We start from the raw sequence: 26,780 nt of genomic DNA on the forward strand, positions 1-26,780 counted from the left end.
CCCGCCAGGCGGTGCGACCGAACGCCCAGTCGACAGGCGCGGCAACATGAGGGAAACTCAACTCATTCCCTGTTTCCTCAAATCCACACCCCGGAGTCAGCTGTGCTGGAGATCCGTCACCTGAAAACCCTTCATGCCCTGCGCGAGGCCGACAGCCTGGTGGAGGCTGCCGAGCGCCTGCACCTGACCCAGTCGGCGCTGTCGCACCAGTTCAAGGAGCTGGAAGAGCGCCTGGGCCTGCCGCTGTTCGTACGCAAGACCAAGCCGATCCGCTTCACCAGCGCCGGGCTACGCCTGCTGCAATTGGCCGATGCCACCCTGCCGCTGCTGCGCAGCGCCGAACGAGACATCGCGCGCCTGGCCGGTGGCACCGCCGGGCGCCTGCACATGGCCATCGAATGCCACAGCTGCTTCCAGTGGCTGATGCCGACCATCGACCAGTTCCGCGATGCCTGGCCGGAAGTGGAGCTGGACCTGGCCTCAGGCTTTGCCTTTGCCCCGCTGCCGGCCCTGGCCCGCGGCGACCTCGACCTGGTGGTGACCTCCGACCCGCTGGACCTGGCGGGCATCACCTACGTACCGCTGTTCACCTACGAGGCGATGCTGGCGGTGGCCAACCAGCATCCGTTGGCCAGCAAACCCTACATCGTGCCGCAGGACCTGCTCGACCAGACCCTGATCACCTACCCGGTGGAGCGCGATCGCCTGGACATCTTCACCCGCTTCCTGGAGCCGGCCGACATCGAGCCGGCCGCCGTGCGCACGTCGGAGCTGACGGTGATGATGATGCAACTGGTGGCCAGCGGCCGTGGCGTTTGCGGCATGCCGCACTGGGCGCTGCACGAGTACAGCTCGCGCGGGTATGTGAAGGGCAAGCGCCTGGGCGAGAAAGGCCTGTTCGCCACGCTTTACGCCGCCGTGCGCACCGACATGCTCGATGCGCCGTACATGCGCGACTTCTTGCTGACAGCCAAGGACACCTCGTTCGCCACCCTCGATGGTGTCAGCGCGGTGCGCTGACGGCCTGGCGGTACAGCGGCAGGATCAGGTCGCGGGTCAGGGGAGCCAGGTGCATGGCGGGTACCTGGTCAGCGGCCAGCCAAACCACCTCTTCGATCTCCGCGGCCGGGCGCACGGCGGCGGCGCTGTCGACACGGAACAGTTCGGCCTGTACCTCGAAGCCCGGCTCGTTGGCGGCCGGGGCGCTGAACTGGCCCAGGTGCACGGCCTGGGCCGGGTCGAGGTGCAGGCCCAGTTCCTCATGCAGCTCGCGCACCAGCGCCTGCAGCGGGGATTCGCCAGCATCGATCTTGCCGCCAGGTTGCATGAAGGCCTGGGTGCCGCGCTTGCGAACCAGCAAGGTGCGGCCCTGGGGGTCGATCAGCAGGGCGGCGGCGATGCGGATGGTCTTGGGCATGGGCTGGGCTCACTTGAAACAATGGCCGGGGAGGATCCCATGGGGGTCCTGACCTGACAAGGCCAGTGTTTCCTGTGCCGGCCTGCCAGACGAACGGCCCCTTGCCAACCCGTCCCACACCCGCCATAACCAACACATGAACCTGCCCGCCAAACACCACCCGGTGCTCGAGCTGTTTCACCCTGCTGTGCGCACCTGGTTCCGTCGCCATTTCGCCACGGTCACCGATGCCCAGGCCAAGGCCTGGCCGTTGATCCACGCGGGCAATTCGATGCTGCTGGCCGCGCCGACCGGCTCGGGCAAGACCCTCAGCGCGTTCCTGGCCGTGCTCGACGAACTGTTCCGCCAGGGCCTGGAGCACCAGGGCGAGCTGCCTGCGCAAACCCAGGTAGTCTACGTTTCGCCACTCAAGGCGCTGTCCAACGATATCCGCCTGAACCTGCAAGCCCCGCTCGAAGGCATTAGCCAGGCCCTTGCGGACCAGGGCCTGAACGCCCCACGCATCAGTACGGCCGTACGTACCGGCGACACTCCGCAGAAGGAGCGTGCCGCCATGCGCAAGCTGGCGCCGCATATCCTGGTGACCACACCCGAATCGCTGTACGTGCTGATGGGCTCGGCGTCGGGCCGTGAAGGCCTGGCCAGCGTGCACACGGTGATCGTCGACGAAATCCATGCCCTGGCCGGCAACAAGCGCGGCGCCCACCTGGCATTGACCCTGGAGCGCCTGCAAGCCCTGTGCAACCAGCCACTGCGGCGTATCGGCCTGTCAGCCACGCAACGCCCGGTCGAGCGGGTGGCGCAATTCCTGGTCGGCAACGGCCGCACCTGCGCCATCGTCGATGTCGGCCATGCCCGGCAGCGCGACCTGGCCATCGAGGTGCCGCCAGTGCCGCTGGGTGCGGTGATGGCCACCGATGTCTGGGGCCTGGTCTACGACCGCCTGGCTACCCTGGCGCGCGAACACCGCACCACCTTGGTGTTCGTCAACACCCGGCGCCTGGCCGAGCGCATCACCCGTCACCTCAGCGACCGCCTGGGAAAAGAGGCGGTTGCCGCGCACCATGGCAGCCTGGCCAAGGAGCTGCGCCTGGAGGCGGAACAACGCCTGAAACACGGCCAGCTGCAGGTGCTGGTGGCCACTGCATCGCTGGAACTGGGCATCGATATCGGCGACATCGAACTGGTCTGCCAGATCGCTTCGCCAGGCTCGATCGCGGCCTTGCTGCAGCGGGTTGGACGCGCCGGCCACCAGGTCGATGGCGTGCCCAAGGGGCGCTTGTTCCCGACCTCGCGCGATGACCTGATCGAATGCGTGGCCCTGCTCGACTGCATACGCCGGGGCGAGCTGGACGAACTGCACCTTCCCCGGGCGCCGCTGGATGTGCTGGCCCAGCAGATCGTTGCCGAAGCCAGCAACCAGCCCTGGCACGAACAGGCGCTGTTCGACTGCCTGCGCCAGGCCACGCCCTACGCAGAACTCGACCGGCAACACTTTCAGGCCCTGCTGCGCATGCTCGCCGAGGGCTTCAACGGTCGCCAGGGCGTGCGCAGTGCCTACCTGCACCGCGATGCGGTGAGCGGCACGCTGCGTGGCCGCCGTGGCAGCCAGCTGACCGCTCTGACCAGCGGCGGCACCATCCCCGACAACGCCGACTACGCCGTGCTGCTCGAACCGCAGGCGCTGAACATCGGCAGCGTCAACGAAGACTTTGCGGTGGAAAGCATCGCCGGCGACATCTTCCAGCTGGGCAACGCCTCCTATCGCATCCTGCGCGTCGAGCCGGGCCGGGTGCGGGTGGAGGATGCCCATGGCCTGCCGCCGACCATTCCATTCTGGCTGGGCGAGGCGCCGGGGCGCAGCAACGAGCTGTCTGCCGCGGTGGCCCGGCTGCAGGCACAGATCGACCAACAGCTGGCGAGCGCCAACCAGGCCGAGGTGCTGGCCTGGTTGCAGGACACCTTCGACCTGGGCGAAGCCGCCGCCGGCCAGTTGCTCGACTACCTGGCCCGCACCCGCGAAGTGCTCGGCGCCCTGCCCTCGCAGGACACGCTGGTGATGGAGCGCTTCTTCGATGAGTCCGGCGGGACCCAGCTGATCATCCATTCGCCCTACGGCAGCCGCATCAACCGCGCCTGGGGCCTGGCCCTGCGCAAGCGCTTCTGCCGCACCTTCAACTTCGAGTTGCAGGCGGCAGCCAGCGAGGACGCCATCGTGCTGTCGCTGTCCACCAGCCACAGTTTCGAACTGGACGATGTGTGGCGTTACCTGAATAGCCGCAGCGCCGAGCCGATTCTTGTCCAGGCGCTGCTCGATGCGCCGCTGTTTGGCGTGCGCTGGCGCTGGAACGCCAGCGTGGCCCTGGCCCTGCCGCGCTTTGTCGGTGGGCGCAAGGTGGCGCCACAGATCCAGCGGATGAAGAGCGAAGACCTGATTGCCGCCGTGTTCCCCGACCAGATCGCCTGCCTGGAGAATATCGTCGGCGAACGGCAGATTCCTGATCATCCGCTGGTCGAGCAAACCCTCGACGACTGTCTGCACGAGGCGATGGACTGCGAAGGCTGGCTGGCGCTGTTGCGGCGAATGGAAAGCGGCACGGTGCGCCTGCTGTGCCGCGACCTGCCCGCCCCTTCGCCGCTGGCTTCGGCCATCCTCAATGCCCGTCCCTATGCCTTTCTGGATGATGCGCCGCTGGAAGAACGGCGCACTCAGGCGGTGCTCAACCGGCGCTGGAACGAGGTGCACAGCGGCGACGCCCTGGGCGCACTGGACGCCGATGCCATTGCCGCCGTTGCTGCCGAGGCCTGGCCGCAGCCGGGCAATGCCGATGAAATGCATGAGGCGTTGATGGGCCTGGGTGCCATCAGCCAGGACGAAGTGCAGGACAATGCCAGTTGGGAGCTGCTACTCAGGCAGTTGGCCCAAGCCGGCCGGGCCTTGCGCCTGGTGGATGAAAAGCTGTGGCTGGCGCGCGAGCGGTTGAGCCTGCTGCAGGTGCTGTATCCCGGCTCCCGGCTGGAACCTGCGTTGCAGGTACTGCCAGGCTTCGATCAGGCCATCGAGCCGGACATTGCGCTGGTCGAACTGCTGCGAGCCCGCCTGAGCGGCCATGGCCCGCTGACCCGTGCGCAGATTGCGGCAGCACTTGGCAAACCGCTGCCGGCCATCGAACAGGCACTGGCCCGCCTGGAAACCGAAGGCTATGTGCTGCGTGGGCATTTCAGCCCCGGGGCAAGCGAACTGCAGTGGTGCGAGCGCCATTTGCTGGCGCGTATCCACCGCTACACGGTCAAACGCCTGCGGCGGGAGATCGAGCCGGTCAGCCTGCAGGACTTCATGCGCTTTCTGTTCGACTGGCAGCACCTGGCCAACGACACACGCCTGCGCGGCCCGCAAGCGGTGGCCGAGGTACTGGGCCAATTGCAAGGCTTCCCGAGTGCCGCTGGCGCCTGGGAGGCCGAACTGCTGCCGGCACGCATCAAGGACTACAGCCCGCACTGGCTCGACGATGCCTGCCGTAGCGGGCAGTTCGCCTGGAGCCGGCTGGCGGCGACCGTGTCGAGCAACACCTTGTCGAGCACACCGCTGGTGCTGCTGCCGCGCGAGCACCTTGGCCTGTGGCGCAGCCTTGCCCCCGTGCCAGCCCTGGATAGCCTCGGCGCACGGGCGCAACGCGTCCACGAGGTGCTGCATGCACATGGCGCGCTGTTCTTCGACGAGCTGACACAGGATGCCCACCTGCTGCCCAGCGAACTGGAGACGGTCTTGCAGGAGCTGGTAGGTGCAGGCCTGGTTGGGGCCGACAGTTTCACCGGCCTGCGCAGCCTGATCACCCCGGCGGCGAAACGCGCTTCACGCAACAGCCGACGCGGCCACCCGCCGCTGTCCAGCAGCATGTCCCATGCCGGGCGCTGGGCCTTGTTGCGCACGGGCGCGGTGGACGACAGCCAGCGTCTGGAGCACATCGCCCGTGCCTTGCTACGGCGCTATGGCGTGGTGTGCTGGCGGCTGCTGGAGCGCGAAAGCGATGTGCTGCCGCCGTGGCGCGAGCTGCTGCGCTGCTATCACCGGCTGGAAGCGCGTGGCGAGATTCGTGGCGGGCGCTTCATTGCCGGGCTGGCCGGTGAACAATTCGCCTTGCCAGAGGCGGTGGGGCTGCTGCGGCAGGTGCGGCGGCGTGAGCTGGACGGGGCACTGGTAGTGGTGAGCGCCAGTGACCCGCTGAACCTGGTCGGGTCGTTGCTACCGGGGGCGAAAGTGCCGGCGGTCAGTGGCAACCGCCTGTTGTATCGCGACGGGGTACCAGTGGCGGTGCGGGTGGCCGGGCACTATTCGTACCTGGTCGAAGCGCCGGCACAAGAGCAGGAAAGCTGGCGGCAGAAGCTGCTGCGCGACACCATCTGAATGTTTTTTGCTGTACGGGCCCTATCGCCGGCAAGCCGGCGATAGGGCCCGTATAGCCTGCACAAGGCTTGGCGAGAATGATTTTCGCTACCCCGATTTTAATTTGCACAGCCGTGCAACTTGGCTATGGTCGGGGTTTGCCCCAGGCCCTGAGCCTGACCGCGCCATCGCAAGGACCCTGTATGAGCCTGTCACTTCTCAGCCGCTATGCCTTCTTCGCCGCCTGTGTGCTGTTCACCCTGGCGAGCCTGCCCTTCACCCACCACGAATGGTTGTGGCCGTTCACCCTGACCACTGCCATCCTCAGCCTGATCGGCCTGTTCGACCTGCTGCAGCAACGCCACGCAGTACGCCGCAACTACCCGATCCTGGGCAACATCCGCTACCTGGTCGAGGCCATTCGCCCGGAAATCCGCCAGTACCTGCTGGAGGCCGACAGCGACGCCCTGCCGTTCTCCCGCGCCCAGCGCTCGCTGGTGTACGCGCGGGCGAAGAACGAAGCCTCGGACAAACCCTTCGGCACCCTGATCGACGTGTACGAGTCTGGCTTCGAGTTCATCGGCCACTCCATGCGTCCGGCGCCATTGGCCGACCCGGCCAGCTTCCGGGTCGTCGTCGGCGGGCCGCAGTGCAGCCAGCCCTACTCGGCGTCGATCTTCAACATATCGGCGATGAGCTTTGGCTCGCTCAGCGCCAATGCCATCCGTGCCCTCAACCAGGGCGCCAAGCTGGGCAATTTCCACCATGATACTGGCGAAGGCAGCATCAGCCCCTATCACCGCGAGCACGGCGGCGACCTGGTCTGGGAACTGGGCAGCGGCTACTTCGGGTGCCGCACGCCAGATGGGCGCTTCGACCCCGAACGCTTCGCCGCCCAGGCGCGCAGCCCGCAGGTGCGGATGATCGAGATCAAGATGAGCCAGGGCGCCAAGCCCGGCCATGGCGGTATCCTGCCCAAGCACAAGGTAACTCGGGAAATTGCCGAAACCCGTGGCGTGCTGATGGGCGAAGACTGCATCTCGCCGTCGCGCCACAGCGCCTTCTCCACCCCCATCGAGATGATGCAGTTCATTGCCCGGTTGCGTGAGCTGTCTGGCGGCAAACCGGTGGGCTTCAAATTCTGCCTGGGCCACCCGTGGGAGTTCATGGGCATCGCCAAGGCCATGCTGGAAACCGGCATCCTGCCCGACTTCATCGTCGTCGACGGCAAGGAAGGCGGCACCGGCGCGGCGCCAGTGGAGTTCACCGACCACATTGGCGTACCGCTGCGCGAAGGGCTGCTGTTCGTGCACAACACCCTGGTCGGCCTGAACCTGCGCGACAAGATCAAGCTGGGCGCCAGCGGCAAGATCGTCAGCGCCTTCGACATTGCCAGCGTGCTGGCCATTGGCGCCGACTGGGCCAACTCGGCACGCGGCTTCATGTTCGCCATCGGCTGTATCCAGTCGCAGAGCTGCCACACCAACAAGTGCCCGACCGGTGTGGCCACGCAAGACCCGCTGCGCCAGCGGGCGCTGGTGGTGCCGGATAAAGCCCAGCGGGTGGTGAACTTCCACCACAACACCTTGCGGGCCCTGGCCGAAATGCTTGCGGCAGCGGGCCTGGAGCACCCTGCGCAACTGGAAGCCAAGCACCTGGTGCGGCGCATCTCGGCCACCGAGATCAAGCTGTTCTCGCAGATGCATGTGTTCCTGAAGCCGGGTGAACTGCTGACTGGCGAGGTGAACGGGCAGTTCTATTCGCGCATGTGGCAACTGGCGCGGGCGGACAGCTTCGAGCCGCACAGCGAGGTGGCGGCCTGATTGAACCTGGGGCTGCTACCCAGCCCATCGCGACACAAGGCCGCTCCCACAGGAGTACGCGATCTCCTGTGGGAGCGGCCTTGTGTCGCGAAAGGGCCGCAAAGCGGCCCCAGCCATTTCAGATCAGGAAGCAGTACTGGCCACACCCTGCGCGTCTTTCGGCGCCAGGCGCAAGGCGTAGTACAGCACCGTCAGCAGCACCAGGAACGCCGGGCCGATGTACAGGGCCACGCGGGTATCCTCGAAGTAGGCCATCAGGCCGACCACCAGCACCAGGAAGGCCAGCGCCAGGTACGAGCTCAGCGGCCACAACCACATACGGTACTTCAGTGCCTTGCGCTCGGCAGTGGTGAGGCCGGCGCGGAACTTCAGCTGTGCCAGCAGGATCATCACCCAGGTCCAGATCGCGCCGAAGGTGGCGATGGAAGTAACCCAGACGAAGACCTTCTCCGGCACCAGGTAGTTGGCCAGCACGCCCAGCAGCAGCGCACCGATCGACAGCAGCAGCGCATTGCGCGGTACGCCGTTCTTCGAGGTGCGAGCGAAGGTCGCCGGGGCCTGGCCGTTCTGCGCCAGGCTGTAGAGCATGCGCCCGGTGCTGAAGATGCCGCCGTTGCACGACGACAGCGCTGCAGTGATGACCACGAAGTTGATGATGCCGGCGGCGGTCTTGATGCCGAGGCGCTCGAAGGTCATGACGAACGGGCTACCCTGGCTGCCGATCTCGTTCCACGGGTAGATCGACAGGATCACGAACAGCGCACCGACATAGAACAGCAGGATGCGCCAGAACACCGAGCCGATGGCCTGCGGAATGGTCTTTTGCGGGTTGCGTGCTTCACCGGCGGTCAGGCCGATCATTTCCACGCCCAGGTAGGCGAACATCACCATCTGCAGCGACATCAGCACGCCGGTCACGCCGTTGGGCATGAAGCCGCCATTGCTCCACAGGTTGGAGATACCCATTGCCACGCCGTCATTGCCGAAGCCAAAGGCAATGATGCCGATGCCGCCAAGGACCATGGCGATGATGGTGACAATCTTGATCAGGGCGAACCAGAACTCGAATTCACCAAAGGCCTTCACTGCCACCAGGTTGACCGCACCCATGCTGCCCAGCGCCGCCAGGGCCCAGATCCAGCGCGGTACGTCGGGGAACCAGATGCCCATGTAGATGGCCACCGCGGTGATTTCGGCAACGCAGGTCACCAGCCACAGGAACCAGTAGTTCCAACCGGTAAGGAAGCCCGCCAGCGGGCCAAGGTAGTCCTGGGCATAACGGCTGAACGAACCGGCGACAGGGTTGTGCACGGCCATTTCGCCAAGGGCGCGCATGATCACCAGAATGGCCAGGCCGCCGATGATGTAGGACAGCATGATGGCGGGGCCGGCCATTTCGATGGCCTTGGCCGAACCGAGGAAGAGACCGACACCGATACAGGCGCCCAGCGCCATCAGGCGGATGTGCCGTTCGCCCAGTTCACGTTTGAGCGGGCCGCCTTCAGTGGCCTGGCCGTGGGCAGGGTGGTTGCCGACTGGCATAGCAATACAACCTCATTTTGTTATTGGATTTGACCTTCGTGCAGCACCGGCCAGGCCGATAGGCGTGGCGTTGGCTTGCCGGGCTGGCCTCGTGGGCCGGCCCGTGTACCGGAATAGAGCGGCCGGCAGGGCGAAGGGGGCAAGCAGTATAGGAAGACCGTTGTAGGAGTTTTCACTATAAATATGCAGAAATTTGGCAAGAAATCGGGCTCTGTGGGAGCTGGCTTGCCTGCGATCAGGCGCAAAGCGCCCGCAAAATTTCCTGCGGCACCATAGCAACATCGCCGTATGAAGAAACCCACACCAAAGCCGCATAGCCCTACACCACTTTTCTCCACCTCTTACAAAATTTTCACCTCACCCGCTCAACGTCTAAGCTTCAGACAAGCAAGACGAAAATACCTGGCCGGATAGAAGACTATGGGCGCACTGTGGCAATCGGAACCAAGCAGAACGGAAGCACCCGAGATACCTCCGGCCGAGACGCCACAACCCGAATCCCCCCGTCAGCGTCGGCTATGGTGGCGGCTGATCATCCTCATCCTGCTGGTGGCGCTGGTGGCCATCGGCTTCGCTGCGTATGACGAATTCCGCACCTCCAACCTGCAGTCGCGGGAATTCAGCAAACTGGCCAGCACCCTCACCTATTCGCTGCAGCCAGGCCCCAGCGATGCCATCGTCTACCCCGGTGAGGGGCCGTTCGACAAACGCCTTGGCTACAGCGCCCTGGGCGAGTTCCTGCCGCGCCTGCTCAAGCGCGACTACCTGATCAGCGAGCAGGTGAGGTTCTCGCCGGCGTTGATGAACTACGTCGATCATGGGCTGTTCGCCCCCTATATCGAGAAAATCCAGGCGGGCCTGTCGATCACCGACTGCCGCGGCGACATGCTGTACCAGTACAACTACCCGCAACACCTGTACCCGGACTTTGCGGCGATCCCGCCGGTGATCGTCAACAGCCTGCTGTTCATCGAGAACCGCGACCTGCTCGACACCAAGGACCCGCGTAACAACCCGGCCGTGGACTGGCCGCGCTTCGCCAAGGCCGCCTACAGCCAGGTGGCCAAGTACCTGGCCTTGCCCGGCCAGTCCGCTGGCGGCAGTACCTTGGCCACGCAGCTGGAAAAGTACCGCCATTCACCGGACGGCCTGACCGTGTCCGGCGCCGAGAAGATCCGCCAGATGATTTCCGCCAGCGTGCGCGCCTACCAGGGCGGCCCGGACACTACCGAGGCGCGCCAGCGCATCGTGCGTGACTACCTCAACAGCGTGCCGCTGTCGGCAGTGCCTGGGCATGGCGAAGTGCATGGCATGGCCGAAGGCCTGCGGGTGTGGTATGGCGCCGACTTCGACCAGGTCAACCAGGCCCTGAGTTCCACCGCCAGCGACCCCGAGAGCATGGCCGCGCGCGGCCTGGCCCTGCGCCAGGTGCTGTCACTGATGATTGCCCAGCGTCGGCCCTCGCACTATCTGTCCAAGGGGCGGGTCGAGCTGGCCGAACTGACCGACGCGCACATCCGCGTACTGGCCGCCAACAAGGTCATCGAGCAGCCACTGGCCGACGCAGCACTGGCCAGCAAGGCGGTATACCGCGACTGGGTGGCGCAACCGACCATCGTGCCGATCGTCACCAACAAGGGCATCAGCCTGGCACGCAACCGTCTGGCGGCCATGCTCAACCGCCCGCTGTACGACCTCGACCGGCTCGACGTGTCGGCCACCAGTACCCTGCAGTCCGACCTGCAGTTGCAGGTCAGCCAGTACCTGAAAAACCTTGCCGACCCTGAATTCGCGGCGCAGATCGGCCTGATCGGCGAACGCCTGCTCACGGCCAAGACCACCGACCAGGTGAGCTACAGCTTCACCTTGTTCGAGCGCACCGCCGACGGCTCGCGGGTGCGGGTGCAGACCGACAGCACCGACCAGCCCTTCGACATCAACGAAGGCAGCAAGCTGGAGCTGGGCTCCACCGCCAAGTTGCGGGTGCTCACCACCTACCTGGAGATCATCGCCGAGCTGCACGACAAGTACGCCGGCAAGCCTGCCGCGGAGTTGAAGAAAGTCGAAGTCGCCGAACTCGACCGCATCAGCCAGTGGTCGCTGGAATGGCTGGCGCAGAACAGCAAGAACCAGAGCCTGGACGCCATGCTCGATGCCGCTCTGGAACGCAAGTATTCGGCCAACACCGGCGAAGCCTTCTTCACCGGCGGCGGCATGCATGTGTTCAACAACTTCCGCAAGGAAGACAACAGCCGCAACCCGACCCTCAAGGATGCGTTGCGCGAATCGATCAACCTGCCGTTCATCCGCCTGATGCGCGACCTGGTGCGCTACGTGACCTACCAGCAGCCGTATAACCGTGTGCCGCTGCTCAAGGACGACTCCGACCCGCGCCGCCAGGAATACCTGGCCCGTTTCGCCGACAAGGAAGGCACCAACTACCTGATGCGCTTCTGGAAGAAATACCAGCGCAAGACCTCGCAGCAGCGCCTGGACACCTTCCTCGACAGCATGCGCGTGACCCCGCAACGGTTGGCGGCCGTGCACCGCTACCTGTTCCCCGAGGCTGGCCAGGAAACCTTCAACGCCTTCGTCCGCGCCCACCTCAAGGGCGACAAGATCGTCCTGGGCAAACTGACCGATGGCCGTCTGTCGGAGATGTACGACGCCTATGGCCCGGGCAAGTACGACCTGCCCGACCAGGGCTATATCGCCAAGGTCCACCCGCTGGACTTGTGGCTGCTCGGTTACCTGCTGAAGAACCCCGGCTCGACCTTGACCGAAATGGTCAATGCCAGCCGCTTCGAGCGCCAGGAGGTCTACGGCTGGCTGTTCAAGAGCCGCCATCAGGGCGCCCGTGACAGCCGTATTCGCACCATGGTCGAGATCGAAGCGTTCCTCGACATTCACCAGCGCTGGAAGCGCGTGGGCTATCCGTTCGACCACCTGGTGCCTTCGCTGGCCACCGCCATCGGCAGCTCGGGCGACCGCCCTGCCGCCCTCTCCGAACTGGTTGGCATCATCCAGAACGACGGCGTGCGCCTGCCGACCTTGCGTATCGACACCCTGCACTTTGCGGCCAACACGCCTTACGAGACCAAGCTGGTCACCGACCCGGACCGGGGCGTACGGATTCTGCCGGTCGAAGTGGCGCGCGCCCTCAAAGGCGCCATGTCGCAGGTGGTGGATGCGGGCACCGCGCGGCGTATTTCCGGCAGCTTCAAGCTGCAGGACGGCACGCCATTGGTAATGGGCGGCAAGACCGGTACCGGTGACAACCGCATCGAAAGCTTTGGTGCTGGCGGCCGGCTGATCGGCTCGCGCTCGCTGAACCGTACCGCCACCTTCGTGTTCTTCCTGGGTGACAACCACTTCGGCACCTTGACCGCATTCGTGCCGGGGCGCTCGGCAGAGGCCTTCAAGTTCACCTCGGCGCTGCCGGTGCAGGTACTCAAGGGCATGGCGCCGATTCTCATGCCATACCTGCAACCGGGCAATCCGAATGAGTGCAAACCGCCGCAGGTGGCCACGCACACAGCCACGCCACAAGGGGATGCATCGAACAACTAGATGATAATCATCTGCAATTAAGGGCTTGTCTTTAGATATATCTTGAGTAATATCTTACGATATATCGCAAACGACGGAGCCCTTTCCCCATGCGCGAACCTACCCCCCATGACCCCTTCGAGCGGCGCCCCGGCCGTGGCGAACGCGGCCCTCGCGTCTTCGCCCCCGGCGACCTCAAGCTGCTGATGCTGGCCCTGCTCGCCGAGCAGCCAGGCCACGGCTACGACCTGATCCGCCAGATCGAGAACCTGTTCGACGGCAGCTACAGCCCAAGTCCCGGGGTGATCTACCCCACCCTCAACTTCCTTGAGGAGGCCGAGCTGATCAGCGGCCAGGTGCAGGGCAGCAAACGCCTCTATGCCATCACTGAAGCCGGCCGCACCGCCCTGGCCGAACAGGCCGTTGCCCTGGACGGCGTGCGCATGCGCATCGAAGTCAGCAAACGCGCCCTGCGCGGCCACGACCGCCCGCCAGAGATTCATGAAGCGGTCGGCAACCTGCGCCACGCACTGCACATGCACAGCGGCCGCTGGACACCGGAAGAAATCGAGCGGGTCCGCGACCTGCTCAACCACACCGCCAAGGCCATCGCCTCCGGGCCGGCCGAACCTGTCAGGGAGACACCCCATGAGTGACACCATTCACCGCGTCAACCACGAGATCCGCCAACGCCGCCTGCAGGTGCTGCGGGTCACCGAACTGACCCCGCGCATGCGCCGCATCACCCTCGGTGGTGCCGAGCTGCAAGGCTTCACCAGCGTGGGCAGCGACGACCATATCAAGCTGCTGTTCGCCGAAACGCCGGAGCAACAGCAAGCCATCGAGGCCCGTAATCTGGGCCGAGAAGGTGGCGCACGGCCCACCATGCGCGAATACACGCCGCGGCGCATCGACCTGGTGGCCAATGAGCTGGATATCGACTTCGTGCTGCACGGCGATGGCCCTGCCTCCACCTGGGCCGCCCAGGCCGCACCCGGGCAAACCCTGGACATCGCCGGGCCGCGGGCTTCGATGGTGGTGCCGGACATCTTCGACAGCTATCTGCTGATCGGCGACGAAACCGCCATTCCGGCCATTGGCCGCCGGTTGGAGGAATTGCCGGCAGGCCGCCAGGTGCTGGCGGTTATCCAGATCGAAGACGAGCAGGAACGCCAGCCACTGCCGAGCAAGGCACAGGTGGAGGTGATCTGGGTACGTCGCCAACAGGAAGACTTGCTGGCACTGGTGAAGAACCTGACCTTGCCAAAAGGCCGGTTGTACGGCTGGGTGGCGCTGGAAAAAGCCCTGACCCGCCAGGCCAAGGCGCTGTTGCTGGAGAAAGGCCTGCCTGAGGATGCGCTGAAGGCTGTGGCCTACTGGCGTGCCGACGGGACTGCGGACGACGAATGATTGTTTATTGCCTGCACTGGCTTGCCGGCGAGAGGGCCAGTGCAGCTCAAGCCAATCTGTGCAGCCCCCGCCACCGATCCAGCCCCAGCAACACCAGCCCAATCCCCCAGAACCCCGCCAGCACTCCCAGGGCATTGAGCATCACCTGCCCATACCCCAGGCTCGCCACATCGATGAACGGGTAGGCATATACGCCAATCTCGCTCCCTCGCCACAGCGCGTAGGCAAAATACACCGCCGGGTACACCGCCCAGACCAGCAAGTGCCATAGCCGCAACCTGCCCTTGGGCACTTCGCACCACCAGTACAAGGCATAGAGCACGGGCATCACATCGTGCAGCAACTCGTCCGCCAGCCATTGCCAGCCCTGCGGTTGCCACAAGTGACGCAACAGCACGCTGTAGGCCAATGCCACCAGCACGATGCTGGCGGCCACCGCGGAACCCACCGAAGGCGACAGGAAAAAACGCTTGGCACGGCCTTCCCGGCCGAACGCCGCATAACTGAGCACCGTTGCCACCAGGGTATTGGTCAATACGGTGAAATACCCGAACACATTGATCAGGCCGCCAACCAGGCTGGCCTGTTCCTGCCAACGCGCCAGCAGCACCAGGTACACCTGCACGGTCAAACCGAACCAGCCCAGCACGGCCATGCCGGTCAGCCAGGTACGACGCGGCATGTCAGGCCTGGCGCTGCAGTTTCACGTACAACTGCTCGACCTTTTCCCGTGCCCACGGTGTCTTGCGCAGGAAGGTCAGGCTCGACTTGATGGTCGGGTTGCTCTTGAAGCAGCGTACATCGATGCGCTCGGCCAGGCCCTGCCATTGGTAGTGCGCCACCAGCTCGGTGAGGATCTGTTCGAGGGTCTTGCCGTGCAGCGCGTTGTGTTGGGCCGTGCTCATGCCAGTGCTCCATAGGAAAGATGCGCACCTTACACGAGTGTAGTGGTGGGTGGGATCAGGCGAGTCGACAGAAAAACCGCTGGCCAGGCGCAAAACCTCTGTGCTGAAATAGAGATGTTATATTGTAACAATACGAAAGCATCTGCCAAGGAACGCCCCATCCCCATGCTGTACACACCGCTTCGCCTCTCTCCCCTCGCCGTCGCGCTGTGGCTGGCCGCAGCACCCGGCCACGCAGTGGAACTCGAACCCCAGGTCATCACCGCCAACCCTTTGGGCAACCGCCAGCTGGCCGCCCCCAGCAGCGTGCTCGAAGGCGACAACCTGCTGCAACAGCAGCACGGCAGCCTCGGTGAAACCCTGAACAAGCAGCCCGGGGTCGCCTCCACCTGGTTCGGCCCTGGCGCCAGTCGCCCGGTAATTCGTGGCCTGGATGGCGACCGCATTCGCATCCTGCGCAACGGCGTCGGCGCCCTGGATGCTTCGTCGCTGTCCTACGACCACGCCGTGCCGCTGGACCCGGTCACCGTCGACCGCGTCGAGATCGTCCGTGGCCCGGCTGCCCTGCTCTACGGCGGCAACGCCATTGGTGGTGTGGTCAACACCTTCGACAACCGCATCCCGGACACCCCCATCGAGGGCATCCACGGTGCCGGTGAACTGCGCTACGGCGGCGCCGACACCACCCGCAGCAGCGCTGGCAAGCTGGAGGCCGGCAACGGTGCCTTCGCCCTGCACCTGGATGCCAACAGCCGCCAGTTCAACGACCTGCGCATCCCCGGTTACGCGCGCAGTTCCAAGGTGCGTGATGCCGACGAGCCCGGTAGCAAACACCGCCTGGAAAACAGCGACGGCCGCCAGGACGGTGGCGCCGTGGGCGGCGCCTACCATTGGGACCAAGGTTACGCCGGCCTGTCGTACAGCCACTACGACAGCAACTATGGCTCGGTGGCCGAACCAGGTGTGCGCCTGGACATGAAGCAGGACCACTACGCCTTCGCCTCCGAGCTGCGTGACCTGGACGGCCCGTTCACTTCGCTCAAGGTCGATGCCGGCTATACCGACTACGAGCACCGTGAAATCGAAGAAGGCGAAGTCCACACCACCTTCAGGAACAAGGGCTATGAAACACGCATCGAAGCCCGCCACCAACCGTTCGGGCCGGTGGAAGGCGTGATCGGCGCCCAGGTCAGCCGCAATGAATTCTCCGCCCTGGGCGAGGAAGCCTTCGTTCCGCACACCGACACCGACAGCCTGGCGCTGTTCATGCTGGAACAGTGGCAAGCCACCGAGCGCCTGAACCTGAGCCTGGGCGCTCGCATGGAGCACACACGGGTCGACCCGGATGCCAAAGGCAACGAGAACTTCGTCGATGCCGACAGCGCCAGCAGCTTCAACGCCTTCAGCCTGTCTTCCGGGGCGGTGTACCAGCTCGACCCGATCTGGTCGCTGGCCGCCAACCTCGGCTACACCGAGCGCGCCCCGACCTTCTACGAGTTGTATGCCAATGGTGCCCACGTGGCCACCGGGGCCTTTGAAGTCGGCGATGCCAGCCTTAACAAGGAAAAAGCCATTTCCGCCGACCTGGCGCTGCGGTTCGACAACGGCACCCACAAGGGCAGTGTCGGGGTGTTCTACAGCCACTTCCGCAACTACATCGGCCTGATCGGCACCGGCAACATCCGCGAGGGGCATGACCACGACCATGATGAGGATGACCACGACCACGATCATGACCATGATGGCTTCCCGGAATACCAGTACCAGGGCGTGCGGGCGCGCTTCTATGGCATCGAGGCCCAGGACCGCTGGCAACTGGTCGAGAACCGTTATGGCAGCTTCGCGCTGGAGCTCTCCGGTGACTACACCCGGGCGAAGAACCTCGACAGTGGCGAGCCACTGCCCCGCATCGCCCCGCTGCGTCTGAACAGCGGCCTGGTCTGGGAGCTGGAGCGCTGGCAGGCGCGGGTCGATGTGCAGCATGCTGCGTCGCAGCACCGCAAGCCGGCCAACGAAACCAGCACCGATGGCTACACCACGCTGGGGGCCAGCGTTGGTTACCGCTTTGACGTTGGCCAGAGCCAGTGGCTGGCGTTTGTACGCGGCGAGAACCTGACCGACCAGACCGTACGCTATGCCAGCTCGATCCTGCGCGATATCGCCCCGGCGCCGGGGCGTAGTGTGGAAGTGGGCCTGCGTACCACCTTCTGATTGCAAATGAGTATCTGTGGGAGCGGGCATGCCCGCGAAGAATCCAACGCGGTGGATGGCACCGGCTTCGCCGGTGTTCGCGGGCACGCCCGCTCCCACAAGATCTCGCAAGCTTTGGACTGTTGCCAGATCGGCAACAATCCACTGCGACAATTTGTCTTTTTTTCTTACAACTTCCCCTATATCCTCCCCGCCGCAAGCTGAATCGCTTCATCGAAACCATCTTGTCGCCATATCCATTGGAGGGCCCGCCCTTCGATGCGCTTGCCGTTTGTTCAACAATCAAAAGATAGCGCTATCTCATGCTCCAACTGCCCAAAACCTGTTACATCGGCCTTGCCTTCAGTGCCCTGGCGACCTCCACCAGTGCCAGCGAGATGTTCGCCAGCGACTCCCCATGGATGCTCGGCGACTGGGGCGGCACCCGCAGCGAACTGCTGGAAAAAGGCTACGACTTCACCCTCGGCTACACCGGCGAGATGGGCAGCAACCTGCACGGTGGCTACGACCACGACCGCACCGCGCGCTACAGCGACCAGTTCACCTTCGGCAGCCACCTGGACCTGGAGAAGATCCTTGGCTGGCACGACACCGAATTCCAGCTGACCATCACCGAGCGCCACGGCGACAACATCAGCAACGACCGCATCAACGACCCGCGAGTCGGCGGCTTTACCTCGGCCCAGGAAGTGTGGGGCCGTGGCGAAACCTGGCGGCTGACGCAAATGTGGATCAAGCAGAAGTACTTCGATGGCGCACTGGACGTGAAATTCGGCCGTTTCGGCGAAGGCGAGGACTTCAACAGCTTCCCCTGCGATTTCCAGAACCTGGCCTTCTGCGGCTCGCAGGTAGGCAACTGGGTGGGCGGCATCTGGTACAACTGGCCGGTCAGCCAGTGGGCCCTGCGCGTGCGCTACAACCTCAGCGACGCGCTTTACGCCCAGGTCGGCGTGTTCGAGCAGAACCCCTCCAACCTGGAGTCGGGCAACGGCTTCAAGCTCAGCGGCAGCGGCACCCAAGGCGCGGTAATGCCGATAGAACTGGTATGGAGCCCACAGGTCAATGGTCTGAAAGGGGAATATCGCGCCGGCTACTACTACAGTAATGCCAAGGCACAGGATGTTCTCAAGGACAGCAACGGCCAGCCGGCAGCCCTCAGCGGCGCCGCCTACCGCAGCAGTTCGAGCAAGCACGGCTTGTGGCTCGGCGCCCAGCAGCAGGTGACTTCGCTGGCGTCCGACCAGTCGCGTGGTCTGAGCCTGTTCGCCAATGCCACGGTACACGACAAGAAAACCAATGCCATCGACAACTATGTGCAGGCAGGACTGGTGTACAAAGGGCCCTTCGACGCCCGCGCCAAGGACGACATCGGTTTCGCCCTGGCCCGCGTGCACGTCAACCCTGCCTATCGCAAGAACGCGCGCCTGGCCAACCAGGCCGCCGGCCTCGACGACTACGACAACCCCGGTTTCCTGCCAGTGCAGGACACCGAGTACAGCGCCGAGCTGTACTACGGCATCCACCTGGCCGACTGGCTCACGGTCCGCCCCAACCTGCAGTACATCCGCCACCCGGGTGGGGTGTCGCAGGTCGATGGCGCCCTGATCGGCGGCCTGAAGATCCAGAGCAGTTTCTAACCCCCCCTTTTTGACCTGACGGAGAACCTACGATGAGCACTGAAGGTGCCAACAATGGAAGCCGCTGGCTACCGCGCCTGATCGGCGCGCTGCTGTTGCTGATGGGCCTGGCTCTGCTGGCCGGCGGCATCAAGCTGAGCCAGCTGGGCGGATCGCTGTACTACCTGATCGCCGGTATCGGCTTTGCCCTGTCGGGCATCCTGCTGCTGGCCCAGCGCCGCATCGCCCTGGGCCTGTACGGTCTGGTACTGTTGGGCAGTACCGTGTGGGCCCTGCTCGAAGTGGGCCTGGACTGGTGGCAACTGGTACCGCGCCTGGCCATCTGGTTCGCCATCGGCGTGGTCCTGCTGCTGCCCTGGGCGCGTCGCCCGCTGAGCGGCCCGGCCAGCAAGGCCAACACTGCGCTGCTCAGCGTTGCAGTGATCGCTTCGGGCGCTTGCGCCGTGGGCAGCCAGTTCACCCACCCCGGTGAAGTGTTCGGCGAACTGGGCCGCGACAGCAGCGAAATGGCCAGCGCCGCCCCGGCCATGCCCGACGGTGAATGGCAGGCCTACGGTCGCACCGAACACGGCGACCGCTATTCGCCGCTGCGCCAGATCACCCCGCAGAACGCCTACCGCCTGGAAGAGGCCTGGCGCATCCGCACCGGTGACCTGCCGACCGAAAACGACCCGGTGGAGCTGACCAACCAGAACACCCCGCTGAAGGTCAACGGCATGCTCTATGCCTGCACCGCGCACAGCCGCTTGCTGGCCCTGGACCCGGACACCGGCGCGGAAATCTGGCGCTATGACCCACAGGTCAAGAGCCCGGTCGGTACCTTCAAAGGCTTTGCCCACATGACCTGCCGTGGCGTTTCGTACTATGACGAAAACCGCTATGTCAGCCGCGACGGCAGCCCGGCACCGAAAATTACCGACGCAGGCCAGGCCGTGGCCCAGGCTTGCCCGCGCCGCCTCTACCTGCCGACTGCGGACGCCCGCCTGATTGCCATCAACGCCGACAACGGCAAGGTCTGCGAAGGCTTCGCCAACCAGGGCGTGATCGACCTTACCACCGGCATCGGCCCGTTCACCGCTGGTGGCTACTACTCCACCTCGCCTGCTGCGGTCACCCGTGACCTGGTAATCATCGGTGGCCACGTCACCGACAACGAGTCGACCAACGAGCCGTCCGGCGTGATCCGCGCGTATGACGTGCACGATGGCCACCTGGTGTGGAACTGGGACAGCAACAACCCGGACGACACCCAGCCACTGGCTCCCGGCAAGATGTACAGCCGCAACTCGGCCAACATGTGGTCGATCGCCAGCGTCGACGAAGACCTCGGCATGATCTACCTGCCGCTGGGCAACCAGACGCCCGACCAGTGGGGCGCCGACCGTACCCCGGGCGCCGAGAAGTACAGCGCCGGCGTGGTCGCCCTGGACCTTGCCACCGGCAAGGCCCGCTGGAACTACCAGTTCACCCACCACGACCTGTGGGACATGGATGTGGGTAGCCAGCCGACCCTGGTCCACCTGAAGACCGACGACGGCGTGAAGCCGGCAATCATCGTGCCGACCAAGCAAGGCAGCCTGTACGTGCTCGACCGCCGCGACGGTACGCCGATCGTGCCGATCCGCGAAATCCCCACCCCGCAAGGTGCGGTGAAGGGCGATCACACCTCGCCGACCCAGGCCCGCTCCGACCTCAACCTGCTCGGCCCCGAGCTGACCGAACAGGCCATGTGGGGCGCCACGCCGTTCGACCAGATGCTGTGCCGCATCCAGTTCCGCGAGCTGCGTTACGAAGGCCAGTACACCCCGCCGTCCGAGCAAGGCTCGCTGGTGTACCCGGGTAACGTCGGTGTGTTCAACTGGGGTAGCGTGTCGGTCGACCCGGTGCGCCAACTGCTGTTCACCTCGCCCAACTACATGGCCTTCGTGTCGAAGATGATCCCGCGTGAGCAGGTGGCCGAAGGCAGCAAGCGCGAAAGCGAAACCAGCGGCGTGCAGCCGAACACCGGCGCGCCGTATGCCGTGACCATGCACCCGTTCATGTCGCCACTGGGCGTACCGTGCCAGGCCCCGGCCTGGGGCTATGTCGCCGCCATCGACCTGTTCACCAACAAAGTGGTGTGGAAGCACAAGAACGGCACTACCCGCGACAGCACCCCGGTGCCGATCGGCTTGCCGGTTGGCGTGCCGAGCATGGGCGGCTCGATCGTCACCGCCGGTGGCGTCGGCTTCCTCAGCGGCACCCTGGACCAGTACCTGCGCGCCTATGACGTGAACAACGGCAAGGAACTGTGGAAAGCCCGCCTGCCAGCGGGTGGCCAGGCCACGCCGATGAGCTACAGCGGCAAGGATGGCAAGCAGTACGTGCTGGTGACTGCCGGCGGGCATGGCTCGCTGGGCACCAGGATGGGCGACTACATCATCGCCTACAAGCTGGCTGAGTAATCCAGAGATGCGGCAGTGAACCTGCTGCCGCATTTGCGGGTAAACCCGCTCCCACAGGTACGGCGCTGTTCCCAAGCTCGGCGCCATACCTGTGGGAGCGGGTTTACCCGCGAAGAGGCCGGTCCAGGCATCACTCCTCTCTACACCCATCATCTACCATTGAAACCCATCCCCCCGCGCCCCATCTAAGCACCATAGTCATTCACGCAGGTGCCCCATGAGCGACCAGCAGGATTTCCCGGAACATCCCGACGAACACAGCGAAGTCGAGCACACTCCCCACCAGGCCGAAGCCGGCCACGCCCTCGCCCTGCCCGGCCAGCAGCTGCCGGACAAGGTCTACGTGATCCCCATCCACAACCGTCCGTTCTTCCCGGCCCAGGTGCTGCCGGTCATCGTCAATGAAGAGCCTTGGGCAGAAACCCTCGACCTGGTCGCCAAGTCACCAGACCACTGCCTGGCCCTGTTCTTCATGGACACCCCGCCAGAAGACCACCGTCACTTCGACACCTCGGCGCTGCCGGAGTACGGCACGCTGGTGAAGGTGCACCACGCCAGCCGCGAAAACGGCAAGCTGCAGTTCGTCGCCCAGGGCCTGACCCGGGTACGCATCCGCACCTGGCTCAAGCACCACCGTCCGCCGTACCTGGTCGAGGTCGAATACCCGCGTCAGCCCGCCGAGCCGACTGACGAGGTCAAGGCCTATGGCATGGCGCTGATCAACGCGATCAAGGAGCTGCTGCCGCTCAACCCGCTATACAGCGAGGAGCTGAAGAACTACCTCAACCGCTTCAGCCCCAACGACCCGTCGCCGCTCACCGACTTCGCCGCCGCCCTCACCTCGGCCACCGGCAGCCAGTTGCAGGAAGTGCTCGACTGCGTGCCCATGCTCAAGCGCATGGAAAAGGTCCTGCCGATGCTGCGCAAAGAGGTGGAAGTCGCGCGCCTGCAGAACGAGATCTCGGCCGAGGTCAACCGGCAGATCGGTGAGCACCAGCGCGAGTTCTTCCTCAAGGAACAGCTCAAGGTCATCCAGCAGGAGCTGGGCCTGACCAAGGACGACCGCAGCGCCGACCTCGAACAGTTCGAGCAGCGCCTCGAAGGCAAAACCCTGCCGGAGCAGGCGCGCAAGCGTATCGATGAAGAGATGGGCAAGCTGGCCATCCTCGAAACCGGCTCGCCCGAATACGCCGTCACCCGCAACTACCTGGACTGGGCCACCGCCCTGCCCTGGGGCGTGTACGGCAAGGACAAGCTCGACCTCAAGCACGCGCGCAAAGTCCTCGACCAGCACCACGCCGGTCTCGACGACATCAAGGAGCGCATTCTCGAATTCCTCGCCGTAGGCGCCTGGAAAGGCGAGATCAGCGGCTCGATCGTGCTGCTGGTGGGCCCGCCCGGGGTGGGCAAGACCAGCATCGGCAAGTCCATCGCCGAATCGCTCGGCCGGCCGTTCTACCGCTTCAGCGTCGGCGGCATGCGTGACGAAGCCGAGATCAAGGGCCATCGCCGCACCTACATCGGCGCCCAGCCCGGCAAGCTGGTGCAGGCCCTGAAGGACGTCGAAGTGATGAACCCGGTGATCATGCTCGACGAGATCGACAAGATGGGCCAGAGCTACCAGGGCGACCCGGCTTCAGCGCTGCTGGAAACCCTCGACCCGGAGCAGAACGTCGACTTCCTCGACCACTACCTGGACCTGCGCCTGGACCTGTCCAAGGTGCTGTTCGTGTGCACCGCCAACACCCTGGACTCGATCCCCGGGCCATTGCTCGACCGCATGGAAGTGATTCGCCTGTCCGGCTATATCACCGAAGAAAAACTGGCCATCGCCAAGCGCCACCTGTGGCCCAAACAGCTGGAAAAGGCCGGCGTGGCCAAGACCAGCCTCGGCATCAGCGACAGCGCCCTGCGCACGGTGATCGAAGGCTATGCCCGCGAAGCCGGGGTACGCCAGCTGGAGAAGCAACTGGGCAAGCTGGTGCGCAAGGCCGTGGTCAAGCTGCTGGAAAACCCCGATGCCAAGCTCAAGATCGGCACCAGGGACCTGGAAGCCGCGCTCGGCATGCCAGTGTTCCGCAGCGAGCAGGTGCTGGCCGGCAAAGGCGTGATCACCGGCCTGGCCTGGACCAGCATGGGCGGCGCCACGCTGCCGATCGAAGCTACCCGCATCCACACCCTCAACCGCGGCTTCAAGCTGACTGGCAAGCTGGGCGAGGTGATGAAAGAGTCGGCCGAAATTGCCTACAGCTACGTCAGCTCCAACCTCAAGCAGTTTGGTGGCGACCCTGGTTTCTTCAACGAAGCGTTCATTCACCTGCACGTGCCCGAAGGCGCCACGCCCAAGGACGGCCCGAGTGCCGGCATCACCATGGCCAGCGCCCTGCTGTCGCTGGCCCGTGACCAGGTACCGAAGAAGGGCGTGGCCATGACCGGCGAGCTGACCCTGACCGGGCAAGTACTGCCGATTGGTGGTGTGCGCGAGAAGGTGATTGCGGCGCGGCGGCAGAAGATCTTCGAGCTGATCTTGCCGGAGCCTAACCGTGGCGATTACGAAGAACTGCCGGACTACCTGCGCGAAGGCCTGACCGTGCATTTCGCCAAGCGCTTTGCCGACGTGGCCAAAGTTCTGTTCTAGCCAGCACCGGCCTCTTCGCGGGTAAACCCGCTCCCACAGGGATAGCGCAGGGCTTGAGCCCAGTGAGCCCCCTGTGGGAGCGGGTTTACCCGCGAAAGGGCAAGTACTGGCAACACAAAAGCCCACCAGCATCGGTTATCCTCAGGCCATCGCCAGCCTACGGAGCCAACATGACCGCCCTTCGTCTGCTCGTTCCCCTGAGCTTCGCCCTGCTTTCTGCCTGCGCCCAACAGCCCACGCAACCTGTCGCACTGGACGCCGAAAGCGAATGCCCGACGCGCCTGCAAGTTGGCCAGACACTGACCCTGACCTTGCCCAGCAACCCCTCCACCGGCTATCGCTGGCGCGTTGAAGACCCCGCCGCGAACGTGCTGCAAAGCCTGGGCCCAGAGGTGTACAACGCCCCCGAAGAAGAAGACGTGGTCGGCAGCGCCGGTGTATCCACCTGGCGCTACCAGGCCAACAGCGTCGGCACATCCCAGTTGGTGCTGGTTTACCAACAACCCTGGGCTACAGATGTCGCCCCGGTGCAGATCTTCGAATGCAAAGTCATCGTCCGTTGAGGGCAATCAGCTGCGGTCATACGCCATCTGAACCACCATCAGATATTCGCAGAACTCCTGCAAAGCGGCCGTGCCATCCGGCAACGCCATCGTCGGGTCGAGCTTTGCAGCTTGAGCCTGCCACTGCAGTTCCAACTTGCGAAGCTCTTGCAGCCACTCATTCTTGAGTGGCTCGACCCGGACCAACGCCTTGACGGCATCGCGCTCATCCAAGGTGCTTTCCAAGGTTTGCTGAACATGCCGCCGGTCACTCAGCGCCCCCTCGATTCTTGCATCAAGCCTGCTGCAGGCGTCACTCAAGTCACTGAATGTCTTGACCCCCTCCAGCACATCGGCATGCTCGCGCAGCTTTTGTGTTGCTGCCTTGATCACACTCAAATCGATTTTCGGATCCGTGATCAAGCCTGCTATCTGGTCAATGTCGTCATCTTTCGGTATCAGCCCCTTCAAGGCACTGGCAACAGAAGGCTTTTCCAATACCTCGATAGCCGCGACAATATCTGACTGTTTTTGCCGCAGTTCAGCCAAACGCTCATCGAATGCCACGACTTGTTGCCTATGCAGGTCGACGCGGCTTTCGAGTTCCGGCAGTAACTCAATCAAGGTGGCTAACGAGAAGAGCTCCAAGCGCTGATTTTGCCTGGCCAATACCGAGTGAAGCTGACTCAGACGATTCAGAACAGTTGCAAGTCTGTGGTGGGGATCAGCGCCTGGTTGGCTCGAAACAAACTGCCGATCCTCCAGCAACACGATAGCGCCTATCAGGCTTTCCTTGAAAGAACGCTCGACCGCAAGCAACAGTGTTCGCAAATCACCAAGTTGCTCACGCGCCCGCGGGAGCACTTTCATGCCCCATGCGTCTACAAGGCTGAATATCTGATCTTGCACTTGCTGCATGCGTACAAAATCGGGTACAGCGGCTTTAATATCTATTACGTCCATGTCAGGCATCCTCATACTCTTCAACGAGTTCATCAAACAGTTCAGACAGCGTGTGGCAGATGCTTCCTATCTTTGTCCAGGGCTTGATAACTTCCGAAAAATCATGAACGAACGCCTCCAACTGGTTCATATCCTTCAACTCGTTTGCTTCGTTTACCGAATTGTTGGCATACGAGGCCAGGAACAACCAGACATCCGCCAGGCGCCGGGTTGCCGATGACAGGTCCTTGCACCTGAATTGCAAATCCCTGACCAATGTCGAGATACGCTCGAAGTCTTGGAGGGCTGGCAAGAGCTTTGCCATTTCTTGCGTCAGCTCATCACGCTTTTCGATCAGTGCATTCTTTTCTGCACGAATGCTTTCGGCTTTCGAGCCGAAGACGCCGCCGGTCACGGCGACCCCAATCGGTCCGAACCAAAGACCAGTGAATGCATAGCCCACGTTGGTAGAATAATCAGACGCCAGCTGATCGATCTTTTCATCCCATTCATCGAGTTGCTGCCGTTTTTGCATGATGACTTCACTGGAAGCCTTTTCGTCGAAATGCGCGATCAAGCGCCCCAGGCGCGGCTTGATCTCGCGCTTGATTTCACTATTGAACCAATTGGCGCGGGCGTCCACTTCATCGATGCGGCGCCGAGTGCCTTCGATTTCCCTTACCAATTCGGTAATGCCGGGTGCCAGCACACTCTTTAGCTGCGCCTGCTCCTCTTCACTCAACGCCGTGATATACACGTCGTCACCTTGTTCGGCCCTGGCTCTCTTGATCGTCAGAAATACATCGCTGCTTTCCAGGTTGTTCAACAAGGTGCCACCACGCTGTACCAGGCTCTCCGCGAACAGCTCGATTTCCGGGCCCAGTTGCTTGACGCTACGCTCGAGTTTGTCCCATTCATCGATATGCCTGTGTAGCGCACGATAAAGCTCATACACAAGCGCAGCGTCCAGCCCCAAGGCTGCGTAATCAACTTCCTTCTCGACCTGACCCAAGGTACGCGGCAACTGACTCACCACATTGGCGTACCTTTTTATCGCTTTCAGGTTCTCCGCAGTCAACAAGCCCCCTGCTTGCTGACCACTGCTCAGCCGGCTTTCAAGAAACTCAAAATAGCGCTCCGGTAGCATTTTAACTTTGCTAAGCGGATCCATTTCATCTACGGTACATTTTTCCAAGTCAGTTGCGACAGCCATTACTCACCTCAAGCTATTGACTACAGCATGCACAGTCATGCGCTTGAATTTTGTTTCTTCGTCGGCCTCGATACTGTCGCTTTGATAACGTATCGATGTGGGAAACTTCGATTTATGCTGGGC

The 26,780-nt window shown here is 63.7% G+C and carries 17 protein-coding genes; 11 read left to right on the forward strand and 6 right to left on the reverse strand.

Annotation, left to right across the window (positions count from 1 at the left end; all coding sequences use genetic code 11):
* Positions 1–102: 102 nt before the first annotated feature.
* Entirely contained in the window at positions 103–1,020 is a 918-nt protein-coding gene (metR, locus tag MKK04_RS20965) for a transcriptional regulator MetR (protein ID WP_207832952.1), read from the forward strand.
* On the opposite strand, the gene MKK04_RS20970 is transcribed toward metR, so the two are convergent.
* Positions 1,004–1,417, reverse strand: a complete 414-nt coding sequence (locus tag MKK04_RS20970) for an NUDIX hydrolase (RefSeq protein WP_233687020.1) — start codon at positions 1,415–1,417, stop codon at positions 1,004–1,006. The two genes, metR and MKK04_RS20970, sit on opposite strands and share 17 nt — an antisense overlap.
* A 136-nt stretch (positions 1,418–1,553) precedes the next feature.
* Here MKK04_RS20970 and MKK04_RS20975 point away from each other — a divergent pair, with 136 nt between their 5' ends.
* Both MKK04_RS20975 and MKK04_RS20980 read left to right on the forward strand, forming a co-directional pair.
* The gene (locus tag MKK04_RS20975) at positions 1,554–5,822 is read left to right on the forward strand and encodes a DEAD/DEAH box helicase (RefSeq protein WP_241105950.1); all 4,269 of its coding nucleotides are present in this window, start codon (positions 1,554–1,556) and stop codon (positions 5,820–5,822) included.
* Positions 5,823–6,004: 182 nt separating this feature from the next.
* Positions 6,005–7,624: an FMN-binding glutamate synthase family protein gene (locus MKK04_RS20980; RefSeq protein ID WP_207832957.1), complete on the forward strand. Its 1,620-nt coding sequence runs from the start codon at positions 6,005–6,007 to the stop codon at positions 7,622–7,624.
* A 123-nt stretch (positions 7,625–7,747) separates the two neighbouring features.
* Here MKK04_RS20980 and MKK04_RS20985 read toward each other — a convergent pair whose 3' ends face one another.
* Positions 7,748–9,166 (reverse strand): amino acid permease, encoded by a 1,419-nt coding sequence (locus MKK04_RS20985; protein WP_207832959.1) that lies wholly within the window; start codon positions 9,164–9,166, stop codon positions 7,748–7,750.
* 420 nt (positions 9,167–9,586) lie between these two features.
* Between MKK04_RS20985 and MKK04_RS20990 the strand changes: the two genes are divergently transcribed.
* From MKK04_RS20990 to MKK04_RS21000, 3 genes are all read left to right on the forward strand, one after another.
* On the forward strand, positions 9,587–12,736 hold the full coding sequence (locus tag MKK04_RS20990; RefSeq protein ID WP_207832962.1) for a transglycosylase domain-containing protein: 3,150 nt from the start codon (positions 9,587–9,589) through the stop codon (positions 12,734–12,736).
* An 89-nt stretch (positions 12,737–12,825) separates the two neighbouring features.
* Positions 12,826–13,371 carry a PadR family transcriptional regulator gene (locus MKK04_RS20995; RefSeq protein WP_207832965.1) on the forward strand — a complete coding sequence of 182 codons (546 nt, stop codon included), beginning with the start codon at positions 12,826–12,828 and terminating at the stop codon, positions 13,369–13,371.
* Positions 13,364–14,125: a siderophore-interacting protein gene (locus MKK04_RS21000; protein ID WP_207832967.1), complete on the forward strand. Its 762-nt coding sequence runs from the start codon at positions 13,364–13,366 to the stop codon at positions 14,123–14,125. Before MKK04_RS20995 ends, MKK04_RS21000 begins: the two co-directional genes overlap by 8 nt.
* Positions 14,126–14,171: 46 nt before the next feature.
* On the opposite strand, the gene MKK04_RS21005 is transcribed toward MKK04_RS21000, so the two are convergent.
* A complete protein-coding gene (locus MKK04_RS21005; RefSeq protein ID WP_063913158.1) occupies positions 14,172–14,807 on the reverse strand; it encodes a Pr6Pr family membrane protein in 636 nt (211 codons plus the stop codon).
* 1 nt (position 14,808) lies between these two features.
* The gene (locus tag MKK04_RS21010) at positions 14,809–15,030 is read right to left on the reverse strand and encodes a VF530 family DNA-binding protein (protein WP_003252112.1); all 222 of its coding nucleotides are present in this window, start codon (positions 15,028–15,030) and stop codon (positions 14,809–14,811) included.
* Between the two features lie 165 nt (positions 15,031–15,195).
* Here MKK04_RS21010 and MKK04_RS21015 point away from each other — a divergent pair, with 165 nt between their 5' ends.
* The 5 genes from MKK04_RS21015 to MKK04_RS21035 all read left to right on the forward strand — a co-directional run bounded on the left by MKK04_RS21015 (position 15,196) and on the right by MKK04_RS21035 (position 24,523).
* Entirely contained in the window at positions 15,196–17,241 is a 2,046-nt protein-coding gene (locus MKK04_RS21015) for a TonB-dependent receptor (RefSeq protein ID WP_207832970.1), read from the forward strand.
* A 302-nt stretch (positions 17,242–17,543) separates the two neighbouring features.
* On the forward strand, positions 17,544–18,878 hold the full coding sequence (locus tag MKK04_RS21020; RefSeq protein ID WP_233694167.1) for a carbohydrate porin: 1,335 nt from the start codon (positions 17,544–17,546) through the stop codon (positions 18,876–18,878).
* A 32-nt stretch (positions 18,879–18,910) separates the two neighbouring features.
* Positions 18,911–21,322, forward strand: coding sequence for a glucose/quinate/shikimate family membrane-bound PQQ-dependent dehydrogenase (locus MKK04_RS21025; protein ID WP_063913161.1), 2,412 nt, complete (start codon positions 18,911–18,913; stop codon positions 21,320–21,322).
* 217 nt (positions 21,323–21,539) lie between these two features.
* Positions 21,540–23,960, forward strand: a complete 2,421-nt coding sequence (gene lon, locus MKK04_RS21030; protein ID WP_207832975.1) for an endopeptidase La — start codon at positions 21,540–21,542, stop codon at positions 23,958–23,960.
* 170 nt (positions 23,961–24,130) lie between these two features.
* On the forward strand, positions 24,131–24,523 hold the full coding sequence (locus MKK04_RS21035; protein ID WP_207832976.1) for a protease inhibitor I42 family protein: 393 nt from the start codon (positions 24,131–24,133) through the stop codon (positions 24,521–24,523).
* Positions 24,524–24,529: 6 nt separating this feature from the next.
* On the opposite strand, the gene MKK04_RS21040 is transcribed toward MKK04_RS21035, so the two are convergent.
* Both MKK04_RS21040 and MKK04_RS21045 read right to left on the reverse strand, forming a co-directional pair.
* On the reverse strand, positions 24,530–25,465 hold the full coding sequence (locus MKK04_RS21040; protein ID WP_207832979.1) for an alpha-xenorhabdolysin family binary toxin subunit B: 936 nt from the start codon (positions 25,463–25,465) through the stop codon (positions 24,530–24,532).
* Between the two features lies 1 nt (position 25,466).
* Positions 25,467–26,657 (reverse strand): alpha-xenorhabdolysin family binary toxin subunit A, encoded by a 1,191-nt coding sequence (locus MKK04_RS21045; protein ID WP_207832981.1) that lies wholly within the window; start codon positions 26,655–26,657, stop codon positions 25,467–25,469.
* Between the last annotated feature and the right edge of the window lie 123 nt (positions 26,658–26,780).

This window comes from Pseudomonas sp. LS.1a (assembly GCF_022533585.1).
In the GTDB taxonomy this organism is placed as follows: Bacteria; Pseudomonadota; Gammaproteobacteria; order Pseudomonadales; family Pseudomonadaceae; genus Aquipseudomonas.